Below are 19,113 nucleotides of genomic sequence, written 5' to 3'. Positions count from 1 at the left end.
CGTTGACCTTGATCTCCTCCGCGCTGACGGCATTTTCGGTGGCCATGGCTGGGGTCCCCTTGTTCTTTTGTTTAGCGTTTGTAGCCGGTGTCGAGCCGGCGTTCCGTGTACATTGAATAGCGCGACATGCCGAAGCAGAACAGCCAGAAGACGAAGGCGGCGAACACAAGACCGGATTTCGCGGTCTGCGCCGTAGCCCAGTTGGCGTCGGAGAAGTTCTGCTTGACGATGCCGAGCAGGTCGAACATCGAGATGATGAGGACCAGGCTGGTGTCCTTGAACATGCCGATGAAGGTGTTGACGATGCCGGGTATGACCAGCTTCAGCGCCTGCGGCAACACGATCAAGCTCATCTTCTGCCAGTAGCCGAGACCGAGCGAATCGGCGCCTTCATACTGGCCCTTGGGGATCGCCTGCAGGCCGCCGCGCACCACTTCGGCCATATAGGCCGCGGCAAACAGCGACACGCCGATCAGCGCCCTCAGATACTTATCGAAGCTGACGCCGGCCGGCAGGAACAGCGGCAGCATGACGCTGACGAAAAACAGGACGGTGATCAGCGGTATGCCGCGCACGGCTTCGATGAAGATAATGCACAGCATCTTGACGATCGGCATCTTCGAGCGCCGCCCGAGCGCCAACACGGTGCCCAGCGGCAGCGATACGGCGATGCCGACGAAGGACAGGCTCAGCGTGATCAGCAGCCCGCCCCAGCGCGAGGTTTCGACATGCGGCAGGCCGAATACGCCGCCGACCAGCAGGAAGAAGGAAACGATCGGCAGCACGAGGAAAAGCAAGATCGCGTTCAGCCCCTTGCGCGGCACACGCGGCATCAGCATCGGCACCAGCAGCGCCACGAACAGGATGGCGACCAGGATTGGCCGCCAGCGCTCCTCGACCGGATAGGTGCCGAACATGAACTGGCCGAACTTGGCGTTGACGAAAGCCCAGCAGGCTCCGCTCCAGCCATCGGGCTGAATGCCGCCTTGCGCGACGGTGGCGCAGACCGTGCGGTCCGGTCCGGTCCACTGTGCGTTGATGAACGCCCAGTTGATGACCTGCGGCAGAACCCAGGCGACGATGACGATGCCGAGGATGGTGAGGATGGTGTCGCCGACCGAGCCGATCAGGTTCTTGCGCACCCAGGCGATGGGGCCGCTGACGCTCGCCGGCGCGGGCTGCGCCAGCGCCATTTCGGTGCGCACCCAGGACAGATCGTGTTCCTGCATCGTCCTACCTCTCCACCAGCGCCATCCTGGCGTTGACCACGTTCATCACGGCCGACGTCACCAGGCTGAGTATGAGATAGGCGATCATCATGATCAGCACGCCCTCGACCGCTTGTCCGGTCTGGTTCAGAACGGTGCCGGCCGTTGCCGTCAGGTCGGGATAACCGATGGCGATCGCCAGCGAGGAGTTCTTGGTCAGGTTGAGATACTGGCTGGTCAGCGGCGGGATGACGATGCGCATGGCCTGCGGCACCACGACCAGCCGCAGGATCGAACCGGATCGCAGCCCAAGTGCGGCCGCCGCCTCGGTCTGGCCCTTGCTGACGCCCCTGATGCCGGCGCGCACGATTTCGGCGATGAACGCCGCCGTGTAGCAGGACAGCGCCAGATAGAGCGAAAGGAACTCCGGTTTGACCTGGAAGCCGCCGGTCAGATTGAAGGTCGACTGCTTGGGCAAATCAAAGCTCAGCGGAAAGCCGCTCAGCACGTAAGCCAGCAGCGGCAGGCCGACGATCAGCGCGGCGGAGGTCCAGAACACCGGAAATTGCTGGCCCGTCGCCATCTGCCGCTGACGCGCCCTGCGGGCGACGAACCACGACATCGCGATGCCCACGACAAGGGCGACCAGGATCAGCCAGGAGCCGTCGCCCCAGACCGGGCGCGGAAAATAGAAGCCGCGCTGGTTGAGGAAGGAGCCGAAGGGGAGATGATAGGAATCGCGCGGCGCCGGCAGCACGGCGAGCACGCCGGAATACCAGAAGAAGATGACCAGCAGCGGCGGGATGTTGCGGAAGATCTCGACATAGACCGTGCAGATCTTCTGGACCAGCCAGTTCTGCGACAGCCGGCCGATGCCGATGACGAAGCCGATGATGGTGGCGGTGATGATGCCGGCGACGGCAACGATGATGGTGTTGATCAGGCCGACGACAATGGCGCGGCCATAGGTCGAGTCCGACGTATAGGCGATCGGCGTGTCCGAGATGTCGAAGCCGGCGCGCCCCTTGAGGAAGCCGAAGCCGGAGGCGATGTGCAGGCGCTGCAGATTGTCGATGACGTTCTGCACGATCCACCAGATGGAGCCGAACAGAACGATGACGACCAGCGTCTGAAAGAAGAGACCGCGAATTCTCGGGTCATTGACGAAGGAGCCGCGGCTCGGCTCCTCGCGTAGGATTTCCTGCGATGCCATGTCACGTCCCCTGTGAAAGAGAAACCGGAAGGCAGGAGCCTGCCTTCCGGATCACGTTTCGATCAGCGGATCGGCGGCGCGTATTGCAGGCCGCCCTTGGTCCATAGCGCATTGATGCCACGGGCAATCTTGAGCGGGCTGCCCGAGCCGACATTGCGGTCGAACATTTCGCCGTAATTGCCGGTGGCCTTGACGATGTTGACGACCCAGTCGTTGGAGACGCCAAGGTCGGTGCCGATCTTGGTGTCTGCTTCCTGGCCGAGCACACGCTTGATCTCCGGGCTGGCGGAGTTTTTCATCTCGTCGACATTGGCCTTGGTGATGCCGAGCTCCTCGGCGTCGAGCAGAGCGAAATAGGTCCACTTGACGATGTGGTACCACTGGTCGTCGCCCTGGCGAACGGCAGGTCCGAGCGGCTCTTTCGAGATGATCTCGGGCAGCACGACGTGATCGGCCGGCGAGCCGAGCGTCAAGCGAATGCCGTAAAGGCCCGACTGGTCGGTGGTGTAGACGTCGCAGCGGCCGGCATCATAAGCGGCATTGACCTCTTCGAGCTTCTCGAAGACGACCGGATTGTACTCCATCTTGTTCGCCTTGAAGTAGTCGGCGAGGTTGAGCTCGGTGGTCGTGCCGCTCTGCACGCAGACGGCGGCGCCCGAAAGCTGCAGCGCCGAATTGACGCCGGGCAGCTTCTTGGCGTTGATCATGAAGCCCTGACCGTCATAGTAGGTCGTGCCGATGAAATTCAGGCCGAGCGCGGTATCGCGGTTGATCGTCCAAGTGGTGTTGCGCGAGAGGATGTCGACCTCGCCGGACTGCAGCGCGGTGAAGCGTTCCTTGGCGCTGAGCGGCGTGAACTTGACCTTGGTGCCATCACCGAAGACGGCGGCGGCAACCGCGCGACAGAAATCGGCGTCGATGCCCTGCCAGTCACCCTTGTCGTCCGGCGCGGAGAAGCCGGCCAGACCGGTCGAGACGCCGCACTGGATGAAGCCCTTCGCCTTGACGGTGTCAAGCGTGCCCGCCGACGCGGCTGACGCCATCAATCCGAGCGTGGCGGCGCCAAGAATGCCGATAGCAATGTGTTTCATAACCCACAGACCCTTTTCTGTTTTTTCAGGCAAACCCTGATCTTTTTTCCCTTGTGAACGCAGCTCCCATCCCGTCCCATTCCCGAAACCCCGCATCGCAAACCGACGCGCCGCCTTTCCATTCACGAACAGCATCGAAGGCGATAATTCCCGTGAGGTCAAGGAAAATGACCGAATCCGACCGGGTTTGAAAATCGATTGCCTGAAATGGCTAAATTGCAGACAAACGTGCATGCGATCTGGTCAGAAGCGCGACTTGAATCGGCAAAGCTCATTTGACGCAGATGTGAGCCGGCGCTGTAGAATCCGTTCCGGGCAATACCTCGGCGTTACTGCCCCCGGCACGAAATACGTTGACGTAACGGAATACTTTCGGCCGACGATTACCCCATGATTGCCGGTCGATATTGCTTGTGGACAAAGTGGCGCGCGGTCTCAAAGCGCGGGAAAGCCCAGCCAGATGCCGACCGCAACCATCGATGCACCGGAGATGCGCGGGATCAATTGCCCGGCCGGAACCACCTTCTCCAGAAGAACAAGGACGGCGATGCCGGCGATCCACAGCACGTTCATGACACCGCCGACGAACAGCAGGGTCATCAGCGCCCAGCAGCAGCCGAGACAATAGGCGCCGTGATCCATGCCAAGCCGAAGTGCGCCGGGCGCGGTGGTGCGGAATCCGCCATGGCTCGCCAGGAACGCGACCGGCGCCTGGCATTGGCGCAGGCAGACGCCCTTGATCGGCGTCCACTGGTAGAGGCCGGCGGCGATCAGGATGATACCGCCGAGGACCGCGCTGTGCGCCGCCATCAAGGGATCAAGCATCCCGAAACGGGCGAGCAGCCATTGCGCACCCGTCGCCACGATGCTGAAGACGACCCAGACGACGAGATAGCCGGTAAAAAACCATGCAGTCGAAGCGATAGGCCGGCTGTCCGCCAGCGCCTTGCGGGCGACGCCGGCATAGAGCAGCAACATCGGCGCGACCGACGGCGTCATCATGCCGACCATCATCACGGCCCACATCGTGAAGGTGAAGACGAAATCGACCGATGCCCAGGCCCGGAAACCCGGCGCCACGGCAGCGCCCATATCCATGCTCGCCATGTCCATCCCGGCCATGTCCATCCCGGCCATGTCCATCCCGGCCATGTCGCCTGCCTCGCCGCCCGACATGGGGCTACCAGGCATGGCCATGTCGGCGGCGAGCCAAAGAACATAGGCCCAGGCGAACACGGCAATTACGGCGAGCGCGGCCGTCACGACCGCGCGGTCGCGCCGCAGCACCGCCTCGAGAGCCGTGTCGCCCATCGGATCAGATCAATGCACGATGCCGCTCTGCGTGAGATGCAGGTTGGCGAAATGGCTATGCGTGTCCGCCACCTCGAATTTGATCGGGCTCGTCGTCTTGGTCCAGCCGCGCCCGACCTCGGCGATGGCGTATTCGAAGCCGTGCGGCAGGTCGATGCGCGCCCGATGCTCGGCGCCGGTGACCGGGTTCTTGATCGGCTCACCGCGGCCGTCGGTTACGCCCTTGACGTGCAGCCGGCCCGTTCGCCCATCGACGTCGACCTCGAAATCGATCGCGGCGAAAATCGGATCGTGGAACTTCTCCAAGGTGGTCGAAAAGACCTGGAATATTGTCGCGCCCGGTTCGGTGTCCTGACCGCCCAGTATGCGGAGAAGGGCTTCACGCTGGGCTTCGCTGGCCCTCTCGTCGATAACCACCGCGGCCTCCCCCCTGCCCTGGTGTATCGCGCCGGGCCAGCTGAAGATGCCGACGAAGCGCAACCCGTCGAGCTTGGTGTCGCCGTGATGGCCGGTCTCGATCTCCATGCCGGCGACGGCTTGGCAGAATCCGTATGTCGGCATGGCATTGAACTGGCATGGGCAGCCATAGGCACAATTGCAGTTGATGAATTCGCGCGCCTTCATCGTCCATTTGACGTCAGGCATGACATTCCTCCCCTTTCCGCTCGCTGGAGCGGGATACCCGGATCGGGACCAGGAGGTAGCCGGCAAGAACCATCCGGCAGCATCTGATCGAAGCATCCGGCGATTATCATTAGAAATTTATCATATACCTTTCACAGCCGGCTACAATAGGTTCACCAGCTGGCGAGCAAGCTTTCGACAGGGCGCCGCCGCGCGTCGCTGGTCCGAATCCGGATCAGATCGCGGGCTGTCTTCGGGACCAGGAATTGGCATATTCGAAGTCCATTCCTGGCGAACGGTGGGCTGTTGCACGGTCCACGACGCCGCATTATGGCTAGCGCCTTGTCAAACAAGGCGACCAAGAATGGCGAAAGACGGCAGCGAGCAGGGTTCCGGCACGATGGGCATCAACACGCGGCTCGCCCATTCGGGTAACAACCCGCATGACTATTTCGGCTTCGTCAACCCGCCGGTCGTGCATGCCTCGACCGTGCTGTTCCCAAATGCCTCCGTGATGGCCGCACGCAGCCAGAAGTACACTTACGGCACGCGTGGCACACCGACGACGGACGCTCTTGCGCATGCCATTGACGCGCTGGAAGGCTCGGCCGGCACGATCGCGGTGCCGTCGGGCCTTGCGGCTGTGACCGTGCCGCTGCTCGCCTTCGTATCGGCGGGCGATCATCTGCTGATCGTCGATTCCGTCTATCATCCCACGAGAAACTTCGCCGACACGATGCTGAAGCGGCTCGGCGTCGAGGTCGAATATTATGCTCCCAATATCGGCGCCGGCATCGCGACGTTGATCAAGCCGAACACCAAAGTGGTGTTCACCGAATTGCCAGCCTCCAACACGTTCGAGGTGCAGGACATCCCGGCGATCGCCAAGGCGGCGCATGCGGCCGGCGCCATCGTGATGATGGACAATACATGGGCGACGCCGCTCTATTTCCGGCCGCTAGACCATGGCGTCGACATCTCGATCCATGCGGCGACGAAATATCCTGCAGGCCATTCGGACGTGCTGCTCGGCACGGTCTCGGCCAATGAGGCCTGCTGGGGGCAGCTCTACGAGAGCTTTTGCACGCTTGGCTGCTGTGCTGGACCCGACGACGTCTACCAAGTGTTGCGCGGCCTGCGCACGATGGGTGTTCGGCTCGACCGTCACCAGCGCAGCGCGCTAGCCATCGCCTCGTGGCTCGAAGGCGAAGAAGGCGTGGCGCGCGTGCTCCACCCTGCCCTTCCAAGCCATCCGGACCACGATCTTTGGAAGCGCGACTTCCGCGGTTCGAGCGGCATCTTTTCCATCGTGCTGGCCGGTGGGGGCCAGCACGAGCAGCACGCTTTCCTCGACGCACTGCGGATCTTCGGTCTCGGCTACTCCTGGGGAGGCTATGAGAGCCTCGCGGTGCCGGTCTGGCTTGGCGACCGCGTCGTTGCGAAAGGCCCTTATGAAGGTCCACTGATACGACTGCAGATCGGCCTAGAGGATGTCGACGACTTGAAAGCCGACATTCGGAGCGGGCTTGCGGCAGCGGCGCGCGCGGGCTGACCTCAAACAAAGTCAGCAAAGGGGCCGCAAGCCCTTGTCGCTGATGACAAAACGCGAGGCGCTGCCAGCACTCCGGCGAAGGCCGGTGCGCAATATTATTCTCTTACATCATGACTTTACGGATTTGTTTGACTTTCAAATCGGCGAATTCGCCTGCATGCGTGCCGCTCATCTCGACAGATCCAGTCCTCGCAAAGTTCTCCAATGGCCTTTCGTCTTTTTGTCCCCATCCTCGCCGGCGCCACGCTGCGTGAACGCATCCTGGCGTGTATCGGCGCTACGATCGGCATCGCGCTGACGGGCGCGATCAGCGGGCTGGCGATGGGCGGCGGCCCGCATGTGGCCCTGCTGGTGGCGCCGATGGGCGCATCCGCAGTGCTTCTGTTCGCCGTACCGGCCAGCCCGTTGGCGCAACCCTGGTCCATCATCGGCGGCAATTCCATATCGGCGCTGGTCGGGGTGACCGTGGCACATTTCATCCATGATCCGGTGATGGCCTCGGGGCTCGCGGTGGCGCTCGCCATCGCCGCGATGTCGTTCACGCGCTGCCTGCATCCGCCAGGCGGTGCCGCCGCGCTGACGGCGGTGCTCGGCGGCCCGGCCGTCATCAGCGCGGGCTTCATGTTCCCGTTCGTGCCGGTGGCCTTGAATTCGACCATCCTGGTGGCGCTGGGCTTCCTTTTCCACAAGCTGGCGCGGCGCAATTACCCGCATGTCGCGACACCAGCCGCCAACAGCCACGGCACCGCCGATGCGCCGGCTCAGCAGCGCGTCGGCTTCCGGCCCGAGGATATCGACGCGGCGCTGACCACACTTGACGAGACCTTCGACATCGACCGCGACGACCTCGAACGGTTGCTGAGACAAGTCGAACTGCAGGCCATGGTGCGCTCACACCGCACGCTGCTGTGCGAGGACATCATGTCGCGCGACGTGGTTTCGGTGTCCGAGCAAGCCACCGCCGACGAGGCGCGCCAGCAACTGCTCGATCATAATATCCGTACCTTGCCCGTGGTCGACGCGGATGCCCGGCTGGTTGGCGCCGTTGGCCTGCGCGAGCTGACGAAAGCCACCGACACAGTGAAGAGCGTCATGGCAAAAGCCGGCACCGCCTGGCCCGAGACACCGGCGATGAGCTTGCTCCCGGTGCTGACCGACGGGCGCAGCCATGCCGTGGTCATCGTCGACGGCGAGCGGCATATTCTCGGCCTGATCACGCAGACCGACCTCTTGGCGGCGGCCGCACGCGTGCAGAGGGCAGACAAGGGATTGGCGGCAGCCTAGAATACCGAACCCGGATCCCTCTGGTCCGGGAACCTTTTGCCGGCAGGCGCATCCAATGCGCAGCATTTGCACGAGGAGATCCGGTCGCGATGAGCAAGCAGCCAATGCCCGCCACGGTGCCGGCGATTGCCGAAAGGCCTTCCGGCGACATGCTGCTTGTCCACCGCGCGCTGGCGCGCGAGCCGGATGCTTTTCGCGTCATCATGAAGGTACACAACCAGCGGCTCTACCGCATCGCGCGCGGCATTCTGCGCAACGACGCCGAAGCCGAGGACGTCGTCCAGGAGGCCTATGTCAACGCCTTCGCGAGCCTGGCGGCGTTTCGCGGCCAATCCACGCTCGCCACCTGGCTATCGCGCATCGTCATCAACGAAGCGCTCGGCCGCCTGCGCAAGAGACGTCGCACGGTGGAGATGCCTGCCGATCCGGAAGCGCGGATAATCAGGTTTCCCCTCAAATCCAACGACGATCCGGAGCGGACGATGGCGCAGCGGCAGATTCTCGCACTTGTCGAACGGGCGACCGACAGCCTGCCCGACATCTACCGCATGGTCTTCGTCGCCCGCGTCATCGAGGGCCTGAGCATGGAGGAAACCGCCGATTTGCTCGGCGTGCGGCCAGAAACCGTCAAGACGAGACTGCATCGGGCGCGCGCCCTGTTGCGCAAGGCGCTGGACGATGAAATCGGCCCTGTGCTGCTGGATGCCTTCCCCTTCGCGGGTCGGCGCTGCGATCGACTGACCCAAGCGGTGATGGGACGGCTGGGTTTTGAATGATGCCGTCCCGATTTTCCGGGAACGTTTCTCTCCGCCCCGCATCCAATGAGCGTCAACTGCAAATTCGAGCCCGGCGCCTCCGCGAGGCCGGGCCAAGGAGGATGCCATGTTCACCCGATATACCGTTGCCCTTGCAGCCCTGCTTCTCGTCGGCGCTGCCCCGGTCTCGAAAGCCGCCGACAAGCCGACCGACCCGCAGATCGCCCATATCGCCTATACGGCAGGCGTCCTCGACATCGAGGCGGCCAAGCAGGCGATCAAGAAGTCAAAAAGCAAGGAGGTCGTCGATTTCGCCAAGGACATGGAGCGCGACCATGAAGCGGTGAACAAGCAGGCGCTCGATCTCGTCAAGAAGCTCAAGGTGAAGCCCGAGGACAACGCCACCAGCCAGGCGCTGACGAAGGCGGCGAAGGAGGAACGTGCCAAGCTCGCCAAGCTGAAAGGCGCTGCCTTCGACAAGGCCTATATCGAAAACGAGGTCGCCTATCACAAACAGGTCAATGGCGCGCTCGAAACCCTGCTCATTCCCTCGGCCAGCAATGCCGAGCTGAAGAGCCTGCTCGAGACCGGTCTTAAGATCTTCCAAGGCCATGAGCAGCATGCCGAACACGTCGCCGGCATGCTGAAATGAAAGCGGGCGCCTTGGATCATCTGGCGCGGCTGGTCGTGCTGGCGTTGGTATCCACAGCGCCGGCAGCGGCGGCAACCATCCAGGTCACCGTCGACAAGCTCGTTTTTTCGCCGGCTAGCGTCGATGCCAAGGTCGGCGACACGATCGAGTGGGTGAACAAGGACGTGATCGCCCACACGGCCACCGTGAAGGGCGGCTGGGAGGTGGTAATCCCGCCGAAGAGGTCGGCAAGCATGACGCTGAAGACGTCGCAAACGGTCGACTATTTCTGCCGCTTCCACCCCAACATGAAGGGACGCTTGCTGGTGGCGCCGTGATCCAAGGCCGAGGAGGCCCGTCTTGCCTCATCGGGTCTCGCGACATGCGTCCACGATCCGTCGTGTCCGGGCCTGTGCCTGCTGATCCAGGCATCTAGCGCCTCGCGCAAATCGGCTGACGGGGCCATACGGGCGAACTGCTCGGCCTCGGCCAGCAAGCCTTCGGCAATGCTCAGATTGAGCCCTCTCGTCACCGCCGTAAGGATGCCCGCGACCGCCAGTCCGGAGGGCCGAAGGATACGCCTGGCCAGATGGAACGCAGCCGGCATCAGATCGTCGTGCGGAACCACCTGATTGACGAGGCCAAGGTCAAGAGCCCGCTGTGGCGGGAACCAGTCGCCGGTCAAAAGCAGTTCGAGCGCGCGCTTGCGGCCTGCGAGCCTGGGCAGGCGCTGCGTTCCGCCGAAAGTCGGCGGCATTGCCAGAGTGATCTCCGGCTTGGCGAACAGCGCGCGGTCGCTGGCAATTGCAAGCGGCACGGCTTCCGTGATTTCGCAGCCGCCGCCGAAGGCGAGGCCGTTGACGGCTGCGATGACAGGCTTGCGAAAGGCTTCTAGCCTCGCCGTCAGCCGCTGTCCCCGCATGACGAAGTCTCGCAGCGCTATCTCGGCGCCCAGCGCCACGCTGGCCGAGAACTCCTCTATGTCGGCGCCCGCCGAGAAGGCCCGCTCGCCGGCCCCGGTCAGAATGACCGCGCGGATGCGGTCGTCGACTTCAATGTCGTCGAGTGTCGCGAGCAGGCGATCGATCAGCGCATAGTTCAACGCGTTCAGCTTTTCCGGGCGGTTGAGAGAAAGGACGGCAATGCCTTCCCTGTTTTCGTTCAGGACAAGATCGGTCATGGCTTCCTCCAGCATGGTGACGAGATGGGAGGTTACGCCATTCGCGGCTTGTGTATATTCACTAGTCGGTATACCTAGACCCATGCCCGAAGCACAAAGTCCTACCCGCAAGCGCATTGTCGACGCAGCAACCAGATTGTTCTACGCGGAGGGGATCGGCCGTGTCAGCGTCGATGCCGTCGCCGAGGAAGCGGGTCTTACGAAGCGGACGCTCTATTACCACTTCAAGAGCAAGGACGACCTCATCGCAGCCTATCTCGACGGCCGCGATCAGCCCAATCTGAAACGGATGGCCGGCTGGTTCGAGGCTGAGCAAGGTGGCGTGGACAGCAAGGTCGAAGCCATCTTCGCCAACCTGGCCCGGGCCACGCGCCATCCGAAATGGAAGGGATGCGGCTTCCTGCGCACCGCTGCGGAGCTTGCCTCGATGCCAGGGCACCCGGCGGTCAAGGTCGGGGCGCGGCACAAAAGCAATTTCGAGACATGGCTGGCGGCAGAATTGTCCGGCCACCATATCGAGGGGCCGCAGGCGCTGGCGCGCGAGATCGTGCTGCTGATGGATGGCTGCTTTTCGATCATGCTCATCCATCGCAACCCCGACTACGTCGAAGCAGCCGGACGAGCCGCGGCCACGCTGGTCAGGGCGCGAATGTCGGGCAGCCAGGCCTAGGGCTATCCGCCGAACGCCAGCCACCCCGTACCGGCCAACAGCGTGATCAACGTCAGCGGCAGGCCGACCTTGAAGAAGGCGCCAAAAGACAACGGCGTGCCTGCGGCCTTGGACTGCTCGGCGACGATCAGATTGGCGACCGAGCCGAGCAGCGTGAAATTACCGGCGAGCGTCGAGCTCATGGCCACGACCAGCCAGGCGCGCTCGGGGTTTTCCAGGCCGGGTATGAAAGGCCTGAGTGCCAGCACGGCCGGAACATTGCTCATGATGTTGGACAACACGGCGGTGAAACCCGACAGCCTCCAGACATCGTCGAGCCCGATGGTCTTGGCCGAGGCGATCATGTCAGGTGTCAGCAGCGTCTTTTCGGCGCCGGCAACCACCACGAACAGGCCCGCGAACATGAACAGCAGCGGTCCGTCGATCTCGCGGTAGATGCGCGATGGCTTGATGGCGCGGGTCAGCAGCAGAATGGCGCCGCCGATGAGCGCCGCCTTGGCTACGGGAACACCGGCGAAGAAGGCGATCGCCAGCCCGATGCAGACTACCACCGCCTTCAGCACCTGGCCGCGATGCATGCGGCCGCGCGAGATGTGTGGGGTCAGTTCGCCGTTGCGGGTAAATTCGGCGCGGTAGACGATGCGCACGATGGCGATGACCGCGACAAGGCCGAACAAGGCGACCGGCGCGAGTGCCGCCGAAAAGGCCGGATAGGAAATGCCCGACAGCGCGCCGATGACCATGTTCTGCGGATTGCCCGTGATGGTGGCGACGCTGCCGCAGTTCGAAGCGGTGGCGGTGGCGATCAGATAGGGAATCGGATTGCGGTTGATAACGCGGGTAACGTGGACGACGATCGGCGCCATGACCAGGCAGATGGCATCGTTGACCAGGAAGGCCGACAGCACGCCGGTGAGGAGCGTCACCATCACCAGCAGCATGAACGGTGCATGTGCGTGCTCGATCGCGATGGCGCCAAGACCGCGAAAGGCACCCGACACCTTCAGATGCGCCACGACTATCATCATGCCGAGCAGAAGCGTGATGGTGTCGAAATTTATGGCCCGGTAAGCATCCTCCATGCTGAGCGCGCCGATGGCGATCATCGCCGCGCCGCCAAGCAGCGCGATGCCTGCCCGGTCGAGCCGCAAGCCAGGTATGCGGCCGATTGCGACGCCGGCATAAGTCAAGATCAGGATCAGCAGTGCCGCGGCGCCGGTCAATGTCATCGGTAGAAGCCCTGCTCGATCTGTCCGCGCGCCGATGCCGGCCGCCCCGCGATTCACGTGATGCCAGCTTTAGCGCGATGTCGGCATCGATGCCAAACGGGGTACGTGGATTGCTGGCCGAGGGTGTTTGGAAAGCCGGACGGCGTGGCGCCGCTAACGCCGATAGAAGTCCAACCGCCGTTGCACCGCCTGTGGCGAAAACAGCTGCTCGACGGTTTGCCGCGCCTTCTGACCCACGGCCGACCGCAGTGCCGGGTCGGCTTTAAGCTCGGCCAGGATCCGTGCTGCCTGTTGCGTCGTTTCGAACAGGAAACCGTTTTCGCCATGCCTGATATGATCGGCGTAGCCGCCATGCGAATGGCAAACGACCGGCAGGCCGCAGGCCATCGCCTCGAACACCACACGGCCGAACGTCTCCACATGCGAGCCGGTGCGATAATAGAAGACGTCGAGCGTCGGCAAAAACTGTTCGGCGGCAAATTCACCCTGCAACAGGAGCTCGAGTTGCGTATGCGGCGCGAGCCTGTCCTTGAGCGCCATGCCGCCCTGAATCCGCACCGCATCGCCGTCGGCCAGCAATGCCTCATAGAGCGCCACATCGTCAGGATGATGCTTGTCCGCCGTATCGCGGCTCAGCCGCCCCACCGTGAACGGACCGTTTGGCCTTGCCTGCCGTGGCGAGAAGCGCTCGATATCGATGGGTGACGGATGCACGACGCCCTCAACCCGCAGCATGCGCTTCTGAAAGTCGGAGATCAGCACCAGTTCGGCACCGGGCCAACCCAGCAGGCGCGGTCTGCGTGTCGTCAGCGCGATGATCTTGGGATGAAAGGTGTTGAAGACATAGATCAGCCGGCGCGGTCGCGGGATCAGATAAGGCCACGTCTTGTTGCGCCAGTGCGCACCGAGAAAGACATAGGTGCCGCCAGCCGGCACATTGCGTGTTGCCGGCGAGACGCGGCGTATCGGAAATTCCTGCATCAGGTCTTCGGATACGCGCGACGAGGTTGCCCAGAGGCGCACCTGCGAGTCGGCGCTCAACAGCCGATACAACTCCAGGGTTTCGCGCTCACTGCCGCCAAACGGGTTCTGAAAGCCGTTGAATAAGTGGATCATGATCGCGGTGCTTATCGGGCCCGGGCGTTTGGCCATTCAATTCCCTGCATCCGGGGGCCGTGCCGTGCCCGCGGACCGCACGATCGAGGGACTCGAGAAAGCAGGACTGTTTCTGGCGATGCTCCATACATCACTTGCGCGGAGGAAGCACACAGACAGGTATGCGTCAAGGAAGCGGTCGGTGCCAGCCCGGCTGCGAGGCTGCTTTCAATGAACGGTGGCGGCGCTGAGCGGAGACGCTAGAGCGGCTTCCGCCGGATCGAAGCTGACCTGATCGCGTCCATTCGACTTGGCGGCATAAAGCCGTCTGTCGGCGGCGGAGAATATTGCCTCGTAGGTCGTCGGCCCGCTGAAGCTGGTGCCGCCGATGCTGACGGAAAGCGGACAGGACCGGCCATCGGGCGAAAAGTCCATTTCGCGTATCCGTCGGCGGATGCCTTCGGCAACCAGCCAGGATTGCGAGGGGTCGACGCCGGGAAGGAACACGCCGAACTCCTCGCCGCCGATCCGGCCGACGATATCGGTGCCACGCAGTTGGCCCTTGATCGCCTGCGCGATCAGTTTGAGCGCCTGGTCGCCACAATCATGGCCGAGGCGGTCGTTGATCGACTTGAAGTGGTCGGCATCGATGATCAGCAGCGCGCCGGTACGGGTCTCTTCCTGCTTGCGGGTTTGTTCGAGATAGGCCTCGACCAGCATCGAGAAGGCGCCGCGGTTCAGCACCGCCGTCAGGCTGTCCGTCGCGGCAATGACGCTGAGGTCGCGCTGGGCTATCGCCAGTTGGCGGATCTTCCACATCAGGAAAAACAGAAACGAGCCGCCGAGCACCAAGGGCAGCAGGAGGTCGGTCAGCTTGGCGCGCCAGACAGACTCGGGCGAAAGATAGGGGAAATTGAACGAATCGACGAAAAACGCCACGGCAATGAAGAATGCCGTGCCGGCGGCGGTGACGGCCATCACCCTGCCCCAGCTGGTGGGCGACAGGTCCAGCTTCATCCCTTTTTACTCCGTTAGCCGTCCCTACTATGACGTGCCAACGCAAACAAAATGATAAGACTTTCCTTTCAATTCGAGTTCAGGTGGCGACGAGACGAGATCAGGGGGCCGGGAGATGGAGCACGATCGCCAATAGGCGGCCGTGCCCCGATGGTTGGACGCAACTTGCTCACCGGATTTCGGACATGGAAATTCCGAAGTCAGCGGCTAGGCGCCGGCCCGACCGCCTCGGCGACGAAGGATGCCGCGATCAGGTCGTCGGCATCCAGTTGCAAGGAACCGTCGCCAGATCCCATGATGGCGGCGACTTTGTGAAAGGTTTGCATTTCATGGCCGGATATTTCGGCGTCTTGCATTCGGGCCCTGAGATCGGCGATACGCCGCCCCAAGGCTGGGGACGTTCCAATTTCACGTTTCGACATAGCCTTGTTTCTCCTCCACCAACCCGCGCTTGTTTTGCCCCACCCGTTCGCTTGCCCGCATGCTGCCTTTTATGAGGCTCCACGAATACAAGGCCCCGAACGCGTAGTTTTGGCCAAGGTTCCAACAGGGTCGGATCACGAAATAATTCCAGAGCCCTGCGCGGACCGGACCTCTGTTCGCCTTCCGGTAGACGGCGTGGCAGCACTGGCAAGTGACCGCGTGAGGTCATGCAATATAAGCCATTGAAATTATGGCGATCCCGACAGGATTCGAACCTGTGACCATCGGCTTAGAAGGCCGGTGCTCTATCCAGCTGAGCTACGGGACCGTCGGCCGGCCACGGCCGGCTGGATGCTTGGCGCCTGCGCCCTTCAGTGCGTCCAGGGCGTCCTGCGGTCATAGCGGAAATTCTCCGCATAGGAAATCTGGCGGCGCTTGGTCTCTTTCGGTTCCTCGACACGGAAGGCAAGCCCTTCCTTTTCGGCGTAGGCGACCGCTTCTTCGCGCGTGTCGAAGGTGAGCCGGATCTGGCTTCTCATGTCACCCGACGTGGTGTAGCCCATCAGGGGATCGATCTTCTTGCGCATCTCGGGGTCGAACTCCAGCACCCAATGGCCGGTCTTGGCCTTGCCGGACTGCATCGCGGTTTTGGCTGGACTGAAAATGCGCGCGGACATGGCCACCTCTTTGTTGGCAAGGCGGCATCGCCGCCCTCTTCGCCGTCATTACTGCGCATTGGCAGCGGCGGCAAGGTTTTTGCACTTGCCATGTACGACCGAAATGAATAGGCAACAGACCGTTCGGAGTGTAGCGCAGCCTGGTAGCGCATCTGGTTTGGGAAAAGTGGCGCTTGGCGCGAATTCCCCCTCTCCTTCAGATAGTTCAATCCCATCACTGAATTGCCCGTGGGACTTTGCGTGGGACTTTCCGCGCGAAGGCAACATCCATCGCGGGGCGATGGGCTGGGGCTTGCGGGGCAAATCCGCTCCGGCGAGCTTGCGGGCATAGGCGCGCTCAACACCGAACACGGCCTCACCCTTCGGCAGCGGCGGCCCGGTTCGGCCCAATCAAGACAACGACGCCGGCTAAGATTGGCGCAACCTACGAGCCGGCACTCCGGCATAGATGCCGCTGGGTTCGGTCGAGCGGGTCAAGACCGATCCGGCGGCAATCACGCAATTCGGCGCTATCTCGATATTGTCGTGGATCGTTGCATTCAGTCCAATAGACGCGCCCGCCCCGATCCTGGTGCTCCCGCCGATGCAGGCTCCTGCAGCAACAAAGCAGTCATCGGCAATGTGGACATGATGCGAGACATGAGCGGCGCTGCGGATGATGCAGTTTCCGCCTATTGTCGCGAAAGGTTGGATCACGGCGCCGTCGAATATGAAGGTGTTCTCATCGAGCTTAAAATCGGGCCAGGCGATAGCGCGGCTCGCCAGGTAGCTGATCGTCTGGAATCCCCGCATCTTGACCTGGGCAAGCAGCCTAGCTCTGACACGATTGTTGTCGTGCGGGCCGATTGCGACGGCAACCGCTGTCTTCGATGGATCGAAGCTACCCTCGATGTCCGCGAAGGCATGGACCGGCAGATCGTTGTGCCGGTCCTTCGAAAGGAAATCACCCTCTACCGTGAAGGCTGCTACCTGATGGCTGCTGTCATGCTTCAGGCAATACCACAGCAGGCTGGCAAACGGTCCGTCGCCGAAAATTACCACCTTCATGAGTCGTGCGCCATGCGCTCTAGCAGCGCTTCGAGCTGCGCATCGCTGATATCAGCCATGTCGCCATGACAAGGAATGTTGATGATCCGGTCATGTATGGAACCGGCCATCCTGGCCGAGGCTGACAATGGCGCGTAGTATTTGCCGCAGTCGAAACCAACGTCTGGCAGGTCTTCGAGCGCGATCGGCCCGTGTGCCAAAACCGGCACGCTAGCCGCGATGTTAGCGTCGTCATAGGCTCCCAATCGCACGAGGCCGGATCGTTCGACCAATTCGCAGATGCGCCTGCGTTGAGCATGGCAGCGAGGCGACCATATCGGCATTGTCTCAAGGCGATCGATGATCGCCGCTGCCGCGAGATCCGAGAGCTTGCCGTTAGACACGCTTGGTAGGACCCACGCCGCCTCGTCGCCACCGAAACTGAGAACCGAGCGGGCCAGCGCCTCATCCGCCGCACTCACGAATAGACATCCTCCCTCGCCGAAGCCCCACGGTTTGGTGTGATGGAAGCTGACGATTTCGATGACGTTCGGACCGACAGTGCGAAGCCCTGGAAAAGCCAGCGCCGCGTCGACAATCAAGGGCTTGCCCCGCTCGCAGCAGAATTGGCTATAGGTCGACATATCGCGTTCGAGCCCAAATGGTCGCGTGACCAGTAATCCATCCCATTCGTGGTCTGCCATCTCACCAAGTGCGGAGAGATCAAGAAACCCGTGCTCGTCACTATCGACCTCGACGGTCATTCCCGCGAACGGTCCTGTCCGCGTTGCCGAAAATCCGAAAGCCGAGACAGCCCAACGCAGCTGCTTGCCTGCCCTGGCGGCAAATACCCCAGCCGCAGCATAAAGAGCTGCTGTTCCTGAACTCGCCATCACTGTGCGGTATTCGTCTGGCAGGTGCGAAACATGGCTGATCATGCGACCAAGCGCCAAGGACAGTGGGCCACTGTTCGTCCACTGGTTCTGCTCCAAACAAAGACCGCTCAATTCCATGAGGCGTTGCCAATTTGGCGTCTTGGCTTCGACATAACGGACACGCCCACCCGCAAGTGGGTGAACAGAGTCTATCTCGGCATGAGACCGCGGTGGGAGCCCGCCAGCCAATGCCAATTCATGATACCGATCAACCTCGATGCTTGACGTTCTCATATCTTGTTACTGTCCGATTCACGAGACATTGCATTCAGGTGAGGAATGTTCATCCCCAACTGGCCAATGCCAAGGAACCGCGCGAGGTCTCCGGCAGCCGTCTTATGGGAGAGATTGAGTACGAGCAGGCTTTGCGGCCGGCCCTTGAAATGCTCGACCACGTCGGCGTTGTGCTGGAGATAGTGTGCTTTGTAAACCGTAGGGTCATATAGCGACGCCTCATTGATACCGTAGACGTAGCGCTGTTGGCGCCATAACCAACCCGGTTCGTGATAACTGAACTGCTTGACGTCGGCTGCTGTCGGCCGGCGGTTCAAGCCCATGAGATGGGCATGAAACGTCGTCACTGACTTGTACCACTGCTCAGCGGAATCCCGGATCGTCAGAATGAACTTTGCATTCGGGAAGGCGTTATCCAATGCCTTGTATGTATGGGGCAGGCTGAACGGAACGTCCTGGAAGGCGTCTGCCGACCGGCAATAGTCGAGCAGAGCGCAAAAATCGCGCCGCTGCCAGTCATCAAGTAACCCCTCCGCTTCATGCTGGGAGCCGATCCTGTAACCAGCCGCTTCTAATGCTGCGGCGAGCGAGGCTGTCCCGGTCTTGTTGCCGATCACGAAAACCTTCTGGTTGATGGTTAACAAGTCATTGATGGCTTTCAGACGGGTGGCGAACGGCCGACCTTCAGATCTGCCGTGCGTCAAGAAATGCAACAACGGATTGATCCGCGCGGTCCGAACGTCCTCGTAGGTATCCCAATACCAAGAACTGCTGAAGCTCGGGCTTGGATCACGGTACTCGATCCCACCATGAATGAGATAGTGCAAGGCTGGATCGGTCCCTGCATCGCGCACATCAGGGTAGTGATCAAGGTACCACTCAGCATTAAACAGGAATGACGCCCTGATCAGGTCAGCACGAAGCGTCCGTCTGGCACGTCCTGCCATCCGCCTTGCGA

General features: G+C 62.0%; 20 protein-coding genes and 1 tRNA gene. 6 read left to right on the top strand and 15 right to left on the bottom strand.

Annotated elements, in window-relative coordinates:
• Window positions 1-71: 71 nt before the first annotated feature.
• The 5 genes from AC3CB8_RS16870 to AC3CB8_RS16850 form a co-directional block, all read right to left on the bottom strand.
• Window positions 72-1,229 (bottom strand): amino acid ABC transporter permease, encoded by a 1,158-nt coding sequence (locus AC3CB8_RS16870; protein ID WP_023782945.1) that lies wholly within the window; start codon window positions 1,227-1,229, stop codon window positions 72-74.
• Between the two features lie 4 nt (window positions 1,230-1,233).
• A complete protein-coding gene (locus AC3CB8_RS16865) occupies window positions 1,234-2,421 on the bottom strand; it encodes an amino acid ABC transporter permease (protein ID WP_023773471.1) in 1,188 nt (395 codons plus the stop codon).
• 62 nt (window positions 2,422-2,483) lie between these two features.
• On the bottom strand, window positions 2,484-3,512 hold the full coding sequence (locus tag AC3CB8_RS16860) for an amino acid ABC transporter substrate-binding protein (protein ID WP_015318414.1): 1,029 nt from the start codon (window positions 3,510-3,512) through the stop codon (window positions 2,484-2,486).
• Between the two features lie 435 nt (window positions 3,513-3,947).
• Window positions 3,948-4,823, bottom strand: coding sequence for a DUF2182 domain-containing protein (locus tag AC3CB8_RS16855; protein ID WP_023782944.1), 876 nt, complete (start codon window positions 4,821-4,823; stop codon window positions 3,948-3,950).
• 9 nt (window positions 4,824-4,832) lie between these two features.
• Window positions 4,833-5,468, bottom strand: coding sequence for a DUF1326 domain-containing protein (locus tag AC3CB8_RS16850; protein ID WP_023773469.1), 636 nt, complete (start codon window positions 5,466-5,468; stop codon window positions 4,833-4,835).
• Window positions 5,469-5,811: 343 nt separating this feature from the next.
• Here AC3CB8_RS16850 and AC3CB8_RS16845 point away from each other — a divergent pair, with 343 nt between their 5' ends.
• The 5 genes from AC3CB8_RS16845 to AC3CB8_RS16825 all read left to right on the top strand — a co-directional run bounded on the left by AC3CB8_RS16845 (window position 5,812) and on the right by AC3CB8_RS16825 (window position 10,007).
• On the top strand, window positions 5,812-6,999 hold the full coding sequence (locus tag AC3CB8_RS16845; protein ID WP_488377327.1) for a cystathionine beta-lyase: 1,188 nt from the start codon (window positions 5,812-5,814) through the stop codon (window positions 6,997-6,999).
• Window positions 7,000-7,203: 204 nt separating this feature from the next.
• The gene (locus tag AC3CB8_RS16840) at window positions 7,204-8,283 is read left to right on the top strand and encodes an HPP family protein (RefSeq protein ID WP_023782942.1); all 1,080 of its coding nucleotides are present in this window, start codon (window positions 7,204-7,206) and stop codon (window positions 8,281-8,283) included.
• 89 nt (window positions 8,284-8,372) lie between these two features.
• Window positions 8,373-9,059 (top strand): RNA polymerase sigma factor, encoded by a 687-nt coding sequence (locus AC3CB8_RS16835; RefSeq protein ID WP_031240863.1) that lies wholly within the window; start codon window positions 8,373-8,375, stop codon window positions 9,057-9,059.
• A gap of 106 nt (window positions 9,060-9,165) precedes the next feature.
• The gene (locus AC3CB8_RS16830) at window positions 9,166-9,690 is read left to right on the top strand and encodes a DUF4142 domain-containing protein (RefSeq protein ID WP_023782940.1); all 525 of its coding nucleotides are present in this window, start codon (window positions 9,166-9,168) and stop codon (window positions 9,688-9,690) included.
• Window positions 9,687-10,007, top strand: coding sequence for a cupredoxin domain-containing protein (locus AC3CB8_RS16825; protein WP_352565184.1), 321 nt, complete (start codon window positions 9,687-9,689; stop codon window positions 10,005-10,007). The genes AC3CB8_RS16830 and AC3CB8_RS16825 overlap by 4 nt, the downstream gene beginning before the upstream one ends.
• Here the strand turns inward: AC3CB8_RS16825 and AC3CB8_RS16820 are convergent.
• Window positions 9,953-10,849: a crotonase/enoyl-CoA hydratase family protein gene (locus AC3CB8_RS16820; RefSeq protein WP_352726582.1), complete on the bottom strand. Its 897-nt coding sequence runs from the start codon at window positions 10,847-10,849 to the stop codon at window positions 9,953-9,955. The genes AC3CB8_RS16825 and AC3CB8_RS16820 overlap by 55 nt on opposite strands.
• Before the next feature lie 82 nt (window positions 10,850-10,931).
• Between AC3CB8_RS16820 and AC3CB8_RS16815 the strand changes: the two genes are divergently transcribed.
• Entirely contained in the window at window positions 10,932-11,519 is a 588-nt protein-coding gene (locus tag AC3CB8_RS16815) for a TetR/AcrR family transcriptional regulator (RefSeq protein WP_352565182.1), read from the top strand.
• A gap of 2 nt (window positions 11,520-11,521) precedes the next feature.
• Here the strand turns inward: AC3CB8_RS16815 and AC3CB8_RS16810 are convergent, their stop codons facing one another.
• The 9 genes from AC3CB8_RS16810 to AC3CB8_RS16770 all read right to left on the bottom strand — a co-directional run bounded on the left by AC3CB8_RS16810 (window position 11,522) and on the right by AC3CB8_RS16770 (window position 19,102).
• Window positions 11,522-12,748, bottom strand: a complete 1,227-nt coding sequence (locus AC3CB8_RS16810; RefSeq protein WP_352565180.1) for an anion transporter — start codon at window positions 12,746-12,748, stop codon at window positions 11,522-11,524.
• Between the two features lie 153 nt (window positions 12,749-12,901).
• Window positions 12,902-13,900, bottom strand: coding sequence for a glycosyltransferase family 4 protein (locus tag AC3CB8_RS16805; protein ID WP_352565179.1), 999 nt, complete (start codon window positions 13,898-13,900; stop codon window positions 12,902-12,904).
• A gap of 171 nt (window positions 13,901-14,071) precedes the next feature.
• Window positions 14,072-14,860, bottom strand: a complete 789-nt coding sequence (locus AC3CB8_RS16800) for a GGDEF domain-containing protein (protein WP_023773460.1) — start codon at window positions 14,858-14,860, stop codon at window positions 14,072-14,074.
• A gap of 200 nt (window positions 14,861-15,060) precedes the next feature.
• Window positions 15,061-15,282, bottom strand: coding sequence for a hypothetical protein (locus AC3CB8_RS16795; protein ID WP_023773459.1), 222 nt, complete (start codon window positions 15,280-15,282; stop codon window positions 15,061-15,063).
• Between the two features lie 252 nt (window positions 15,283-15,534).
• Window positions 15,535-15,611: transfer RNA gene (locus AC3CB8_RS16790), tRNA-Arg, on the bottom strand.
• A 43-nt stretch (window positions 15,612-15,654) separates the two neighbouring features.
• Window positions 15,655-15,960: an ETC complex I subunit gene (locus AC3CB8_RS16785; protein ID WP_015318428.1), complete on the bottom strand. Its 306-nt coding sequence runs from the start codon at window positions 15,958-15,960 to the stop codon at window positions 15,655-15,657.
• A gap of 408 nt (window positions 15,961-16,368) precedes the next feature.
• Entirely contained in the window at window positions 16,369-17,007 is a 639-nt protein-coding gene (locus AC3CB8_RS16780; protein ID WP_352679456.1) for a NeuD/PglB/VioB family sugar acetyltransferase, read from the bottom strand.
• Window positions 17,004-17,999: a DegT/DnrJ/EryC1/StrS family aminotransferase gene (locus AC3CB8_RS16775; RefSeq protein WP_352679457.1), complete on the bottom strand. Its 996-nt coding sequence runs from the start codon at window positions 17,997-17,999 to the stop codon at window positions 17,004-17,006. The genes AC3CB8_RS16780 and AC3CB8_RS16775 overlap by 4 nt, the downstream gene beginning before the upstream one ends.
• A 152-nt stretch (window positions 18,000-18,151) precedes the next feature.
• Window positions 18,152-19,102 carry a sulfotransferase gene (locus tag AC3CB8_RS16770; RefSeq protein ID WP_352679460.1) on the bottom strand — a complete coding sequence of 317 codons (951 nt, stop codon included), beginning with the start codon at window positions 19,100-19,102 and terminating at the stop codon, window positions 18,152-18,154.
• Window positions 19,103-19,113 lie beyond the last annotated feature (11 nt).

The sequence above is a fragment of the Mesorhizobium sp. P160927 genome (genome assembly GCF_057766385.1).
The sequence above is the reverse complement of the archived record's forward strand: the minus strand, read 5'-3'. Positions and strand labels throughout refer to the sequence as shown.

Excerpts from the sequence above, each read along its gene's own strand:
- AC3CB8_RS16865 (WP_023773471.1), bottom strand. The coding sequence starts at position 2,421 with ATGGCATCGCAGGAAATCCTACGCGAGGAGCCGAGCCGCGGCTCCTTC.
- AC3CB8_RS16820 (WP_352726582.1), bottom strand. The coding sequence starts at position 10,849 with ATGACCGATCTTGTCCTGAACGAAAACAGGGAAGGCATTGCCGTCCTT.
- AC3CB8_RS16815 (WP_352565182.1), top strand. The coding sequence starts at position 10,932 with ATGCCCGAAGCACAAAGTCCTACCCGCAAGCGCATTGTCGACGCAGCA.
- AC3CB8_RS16870 (WP_023782945.1), bottom strand. The coding sequence starts at position 1,229 with ATGCAGGAACACGATCTGTCCTGGGTGCGCACCGAAATGGCGCTGGCG.
- AC3CB8_RS16810 (WP_352565180.1), bottom strand. The coding sequence starts at position 12,748 with ATGACATTGACCGGCGCCGCGGCACTGCTGATCCTGATCTTGACTTAT.
- AC3CB8_RS16805 (WP_352565179.1), bottom strand. The coding sequence starts at position 13,900 with ATGGCCAAACGCCCGGGCCCGATAAGCACCGCGATCATGATCCACTTA.
- AC3CB8_RS16785 (WP_015318428.1), bottom strand. The coding sequence starts at position 15,960 with ATGTCCGCGCGCATTTTCAGTCCAGCCAAAACCGCGATGCAGTCCGGC.
- AC3CB8_RS16800 (WP_023773460.1), bottom strand. The coding sequence starts at position 14,860 with ATGAAGCTGGACCTGTCGCCCACCAGCTGGGGCAGGGTGATGGCCGTC.
- AC3CB8_RS16840 (WP_023782942.1), top strand. The coding sequence starts at position 7,204 with ATGGCCTTTCGTCTTTTTGTCCCCATCCTCGCCGGCGCCACGCTGCGT.
- AC3CB8_RS16775 (WP_352679457.1), bottom strand. The coding sequence starts at position 17,999 with ATGGAATTGAGCGGTCTTTGTTTGGAGCAGAACCAGTGGACGAACAGT.
- AC3CB8_RS16845 (WP_488377327.1), top strand. The coding sequence starts at position 5,812 with ATGGCGAAAGACGGCAGCGAGCAGGGTTCCGGCACGATGGGCATCAAC.
- AC3CB8_RS16780 (WP_352679456.1), bottom strand. The coding sequence starts at position 17,007 with ATGAAGGTGGTAATTTTCGGCGACGGACCGTTTGCCAGCCTGCTGTGG.
- AC3CB8_RS16825 (WP_352565184.1), top strand. The coding sequence starts at position 9,687 with ATGAAAGCGGGCGCCTTGGATCATCTGGCGCGGCTGGTCGTGCTGGCG.
- AC3CB8_RS16795 (WP_023773459.1), bottom strand. The coding sequence starts at position 15,282 with ATGTCGAAACGTGAAATTGGAACGTCCCCAGCCTTGGGGCGGCGTATC.
- AC3CB8_RS16855 (WP_023782944.1), bottom strand. The coding sequence starts at position 4,823 with ATGGGCGACACGGCTCTCGAGGCGGTGCTGCGGCGCGACCGCGCGGTC.
- AC3CB8_RS16850 (WP_023773469.1), bottom strand. The coding sequence starts at position 5,468 with ATGCCTGACGTCAAATGGACGATGAAGGCGCGCGAATTCATCAACTGC.
- AC3CB8_RS16860 (WP_015318414.1), bottom strand. The coding sequence starts at position 3,512 with ATGAAACACATTGCTATCGGCATTCTTGGCGCCGCCACGCTCGGATTG.
- AC3CB8_RS16830 (WP_023782940.1), top strand. The coding sequence starts at position 9,166 with ATGTTCACCCGATATACCGTTGCCCTTGCAGCCCTGCTTCTCGTCGGC.
- AC3CB8_RS16835 (WP_031240863.1), top strand. The coding sequence starts at position 8,373 with ATGAGCAAGCAGCCAATGCCCGCCACGGTGCCGGCGATTGCCGAAAGG.
- AC3CB8_RS16770 (WP_352679460.1), bottom strand. The coding sequence starts at position 19,102 with ATGGCAGGACGTGCCAGACGGACGCTTCGTGCTGACCTGATCAGGGCG.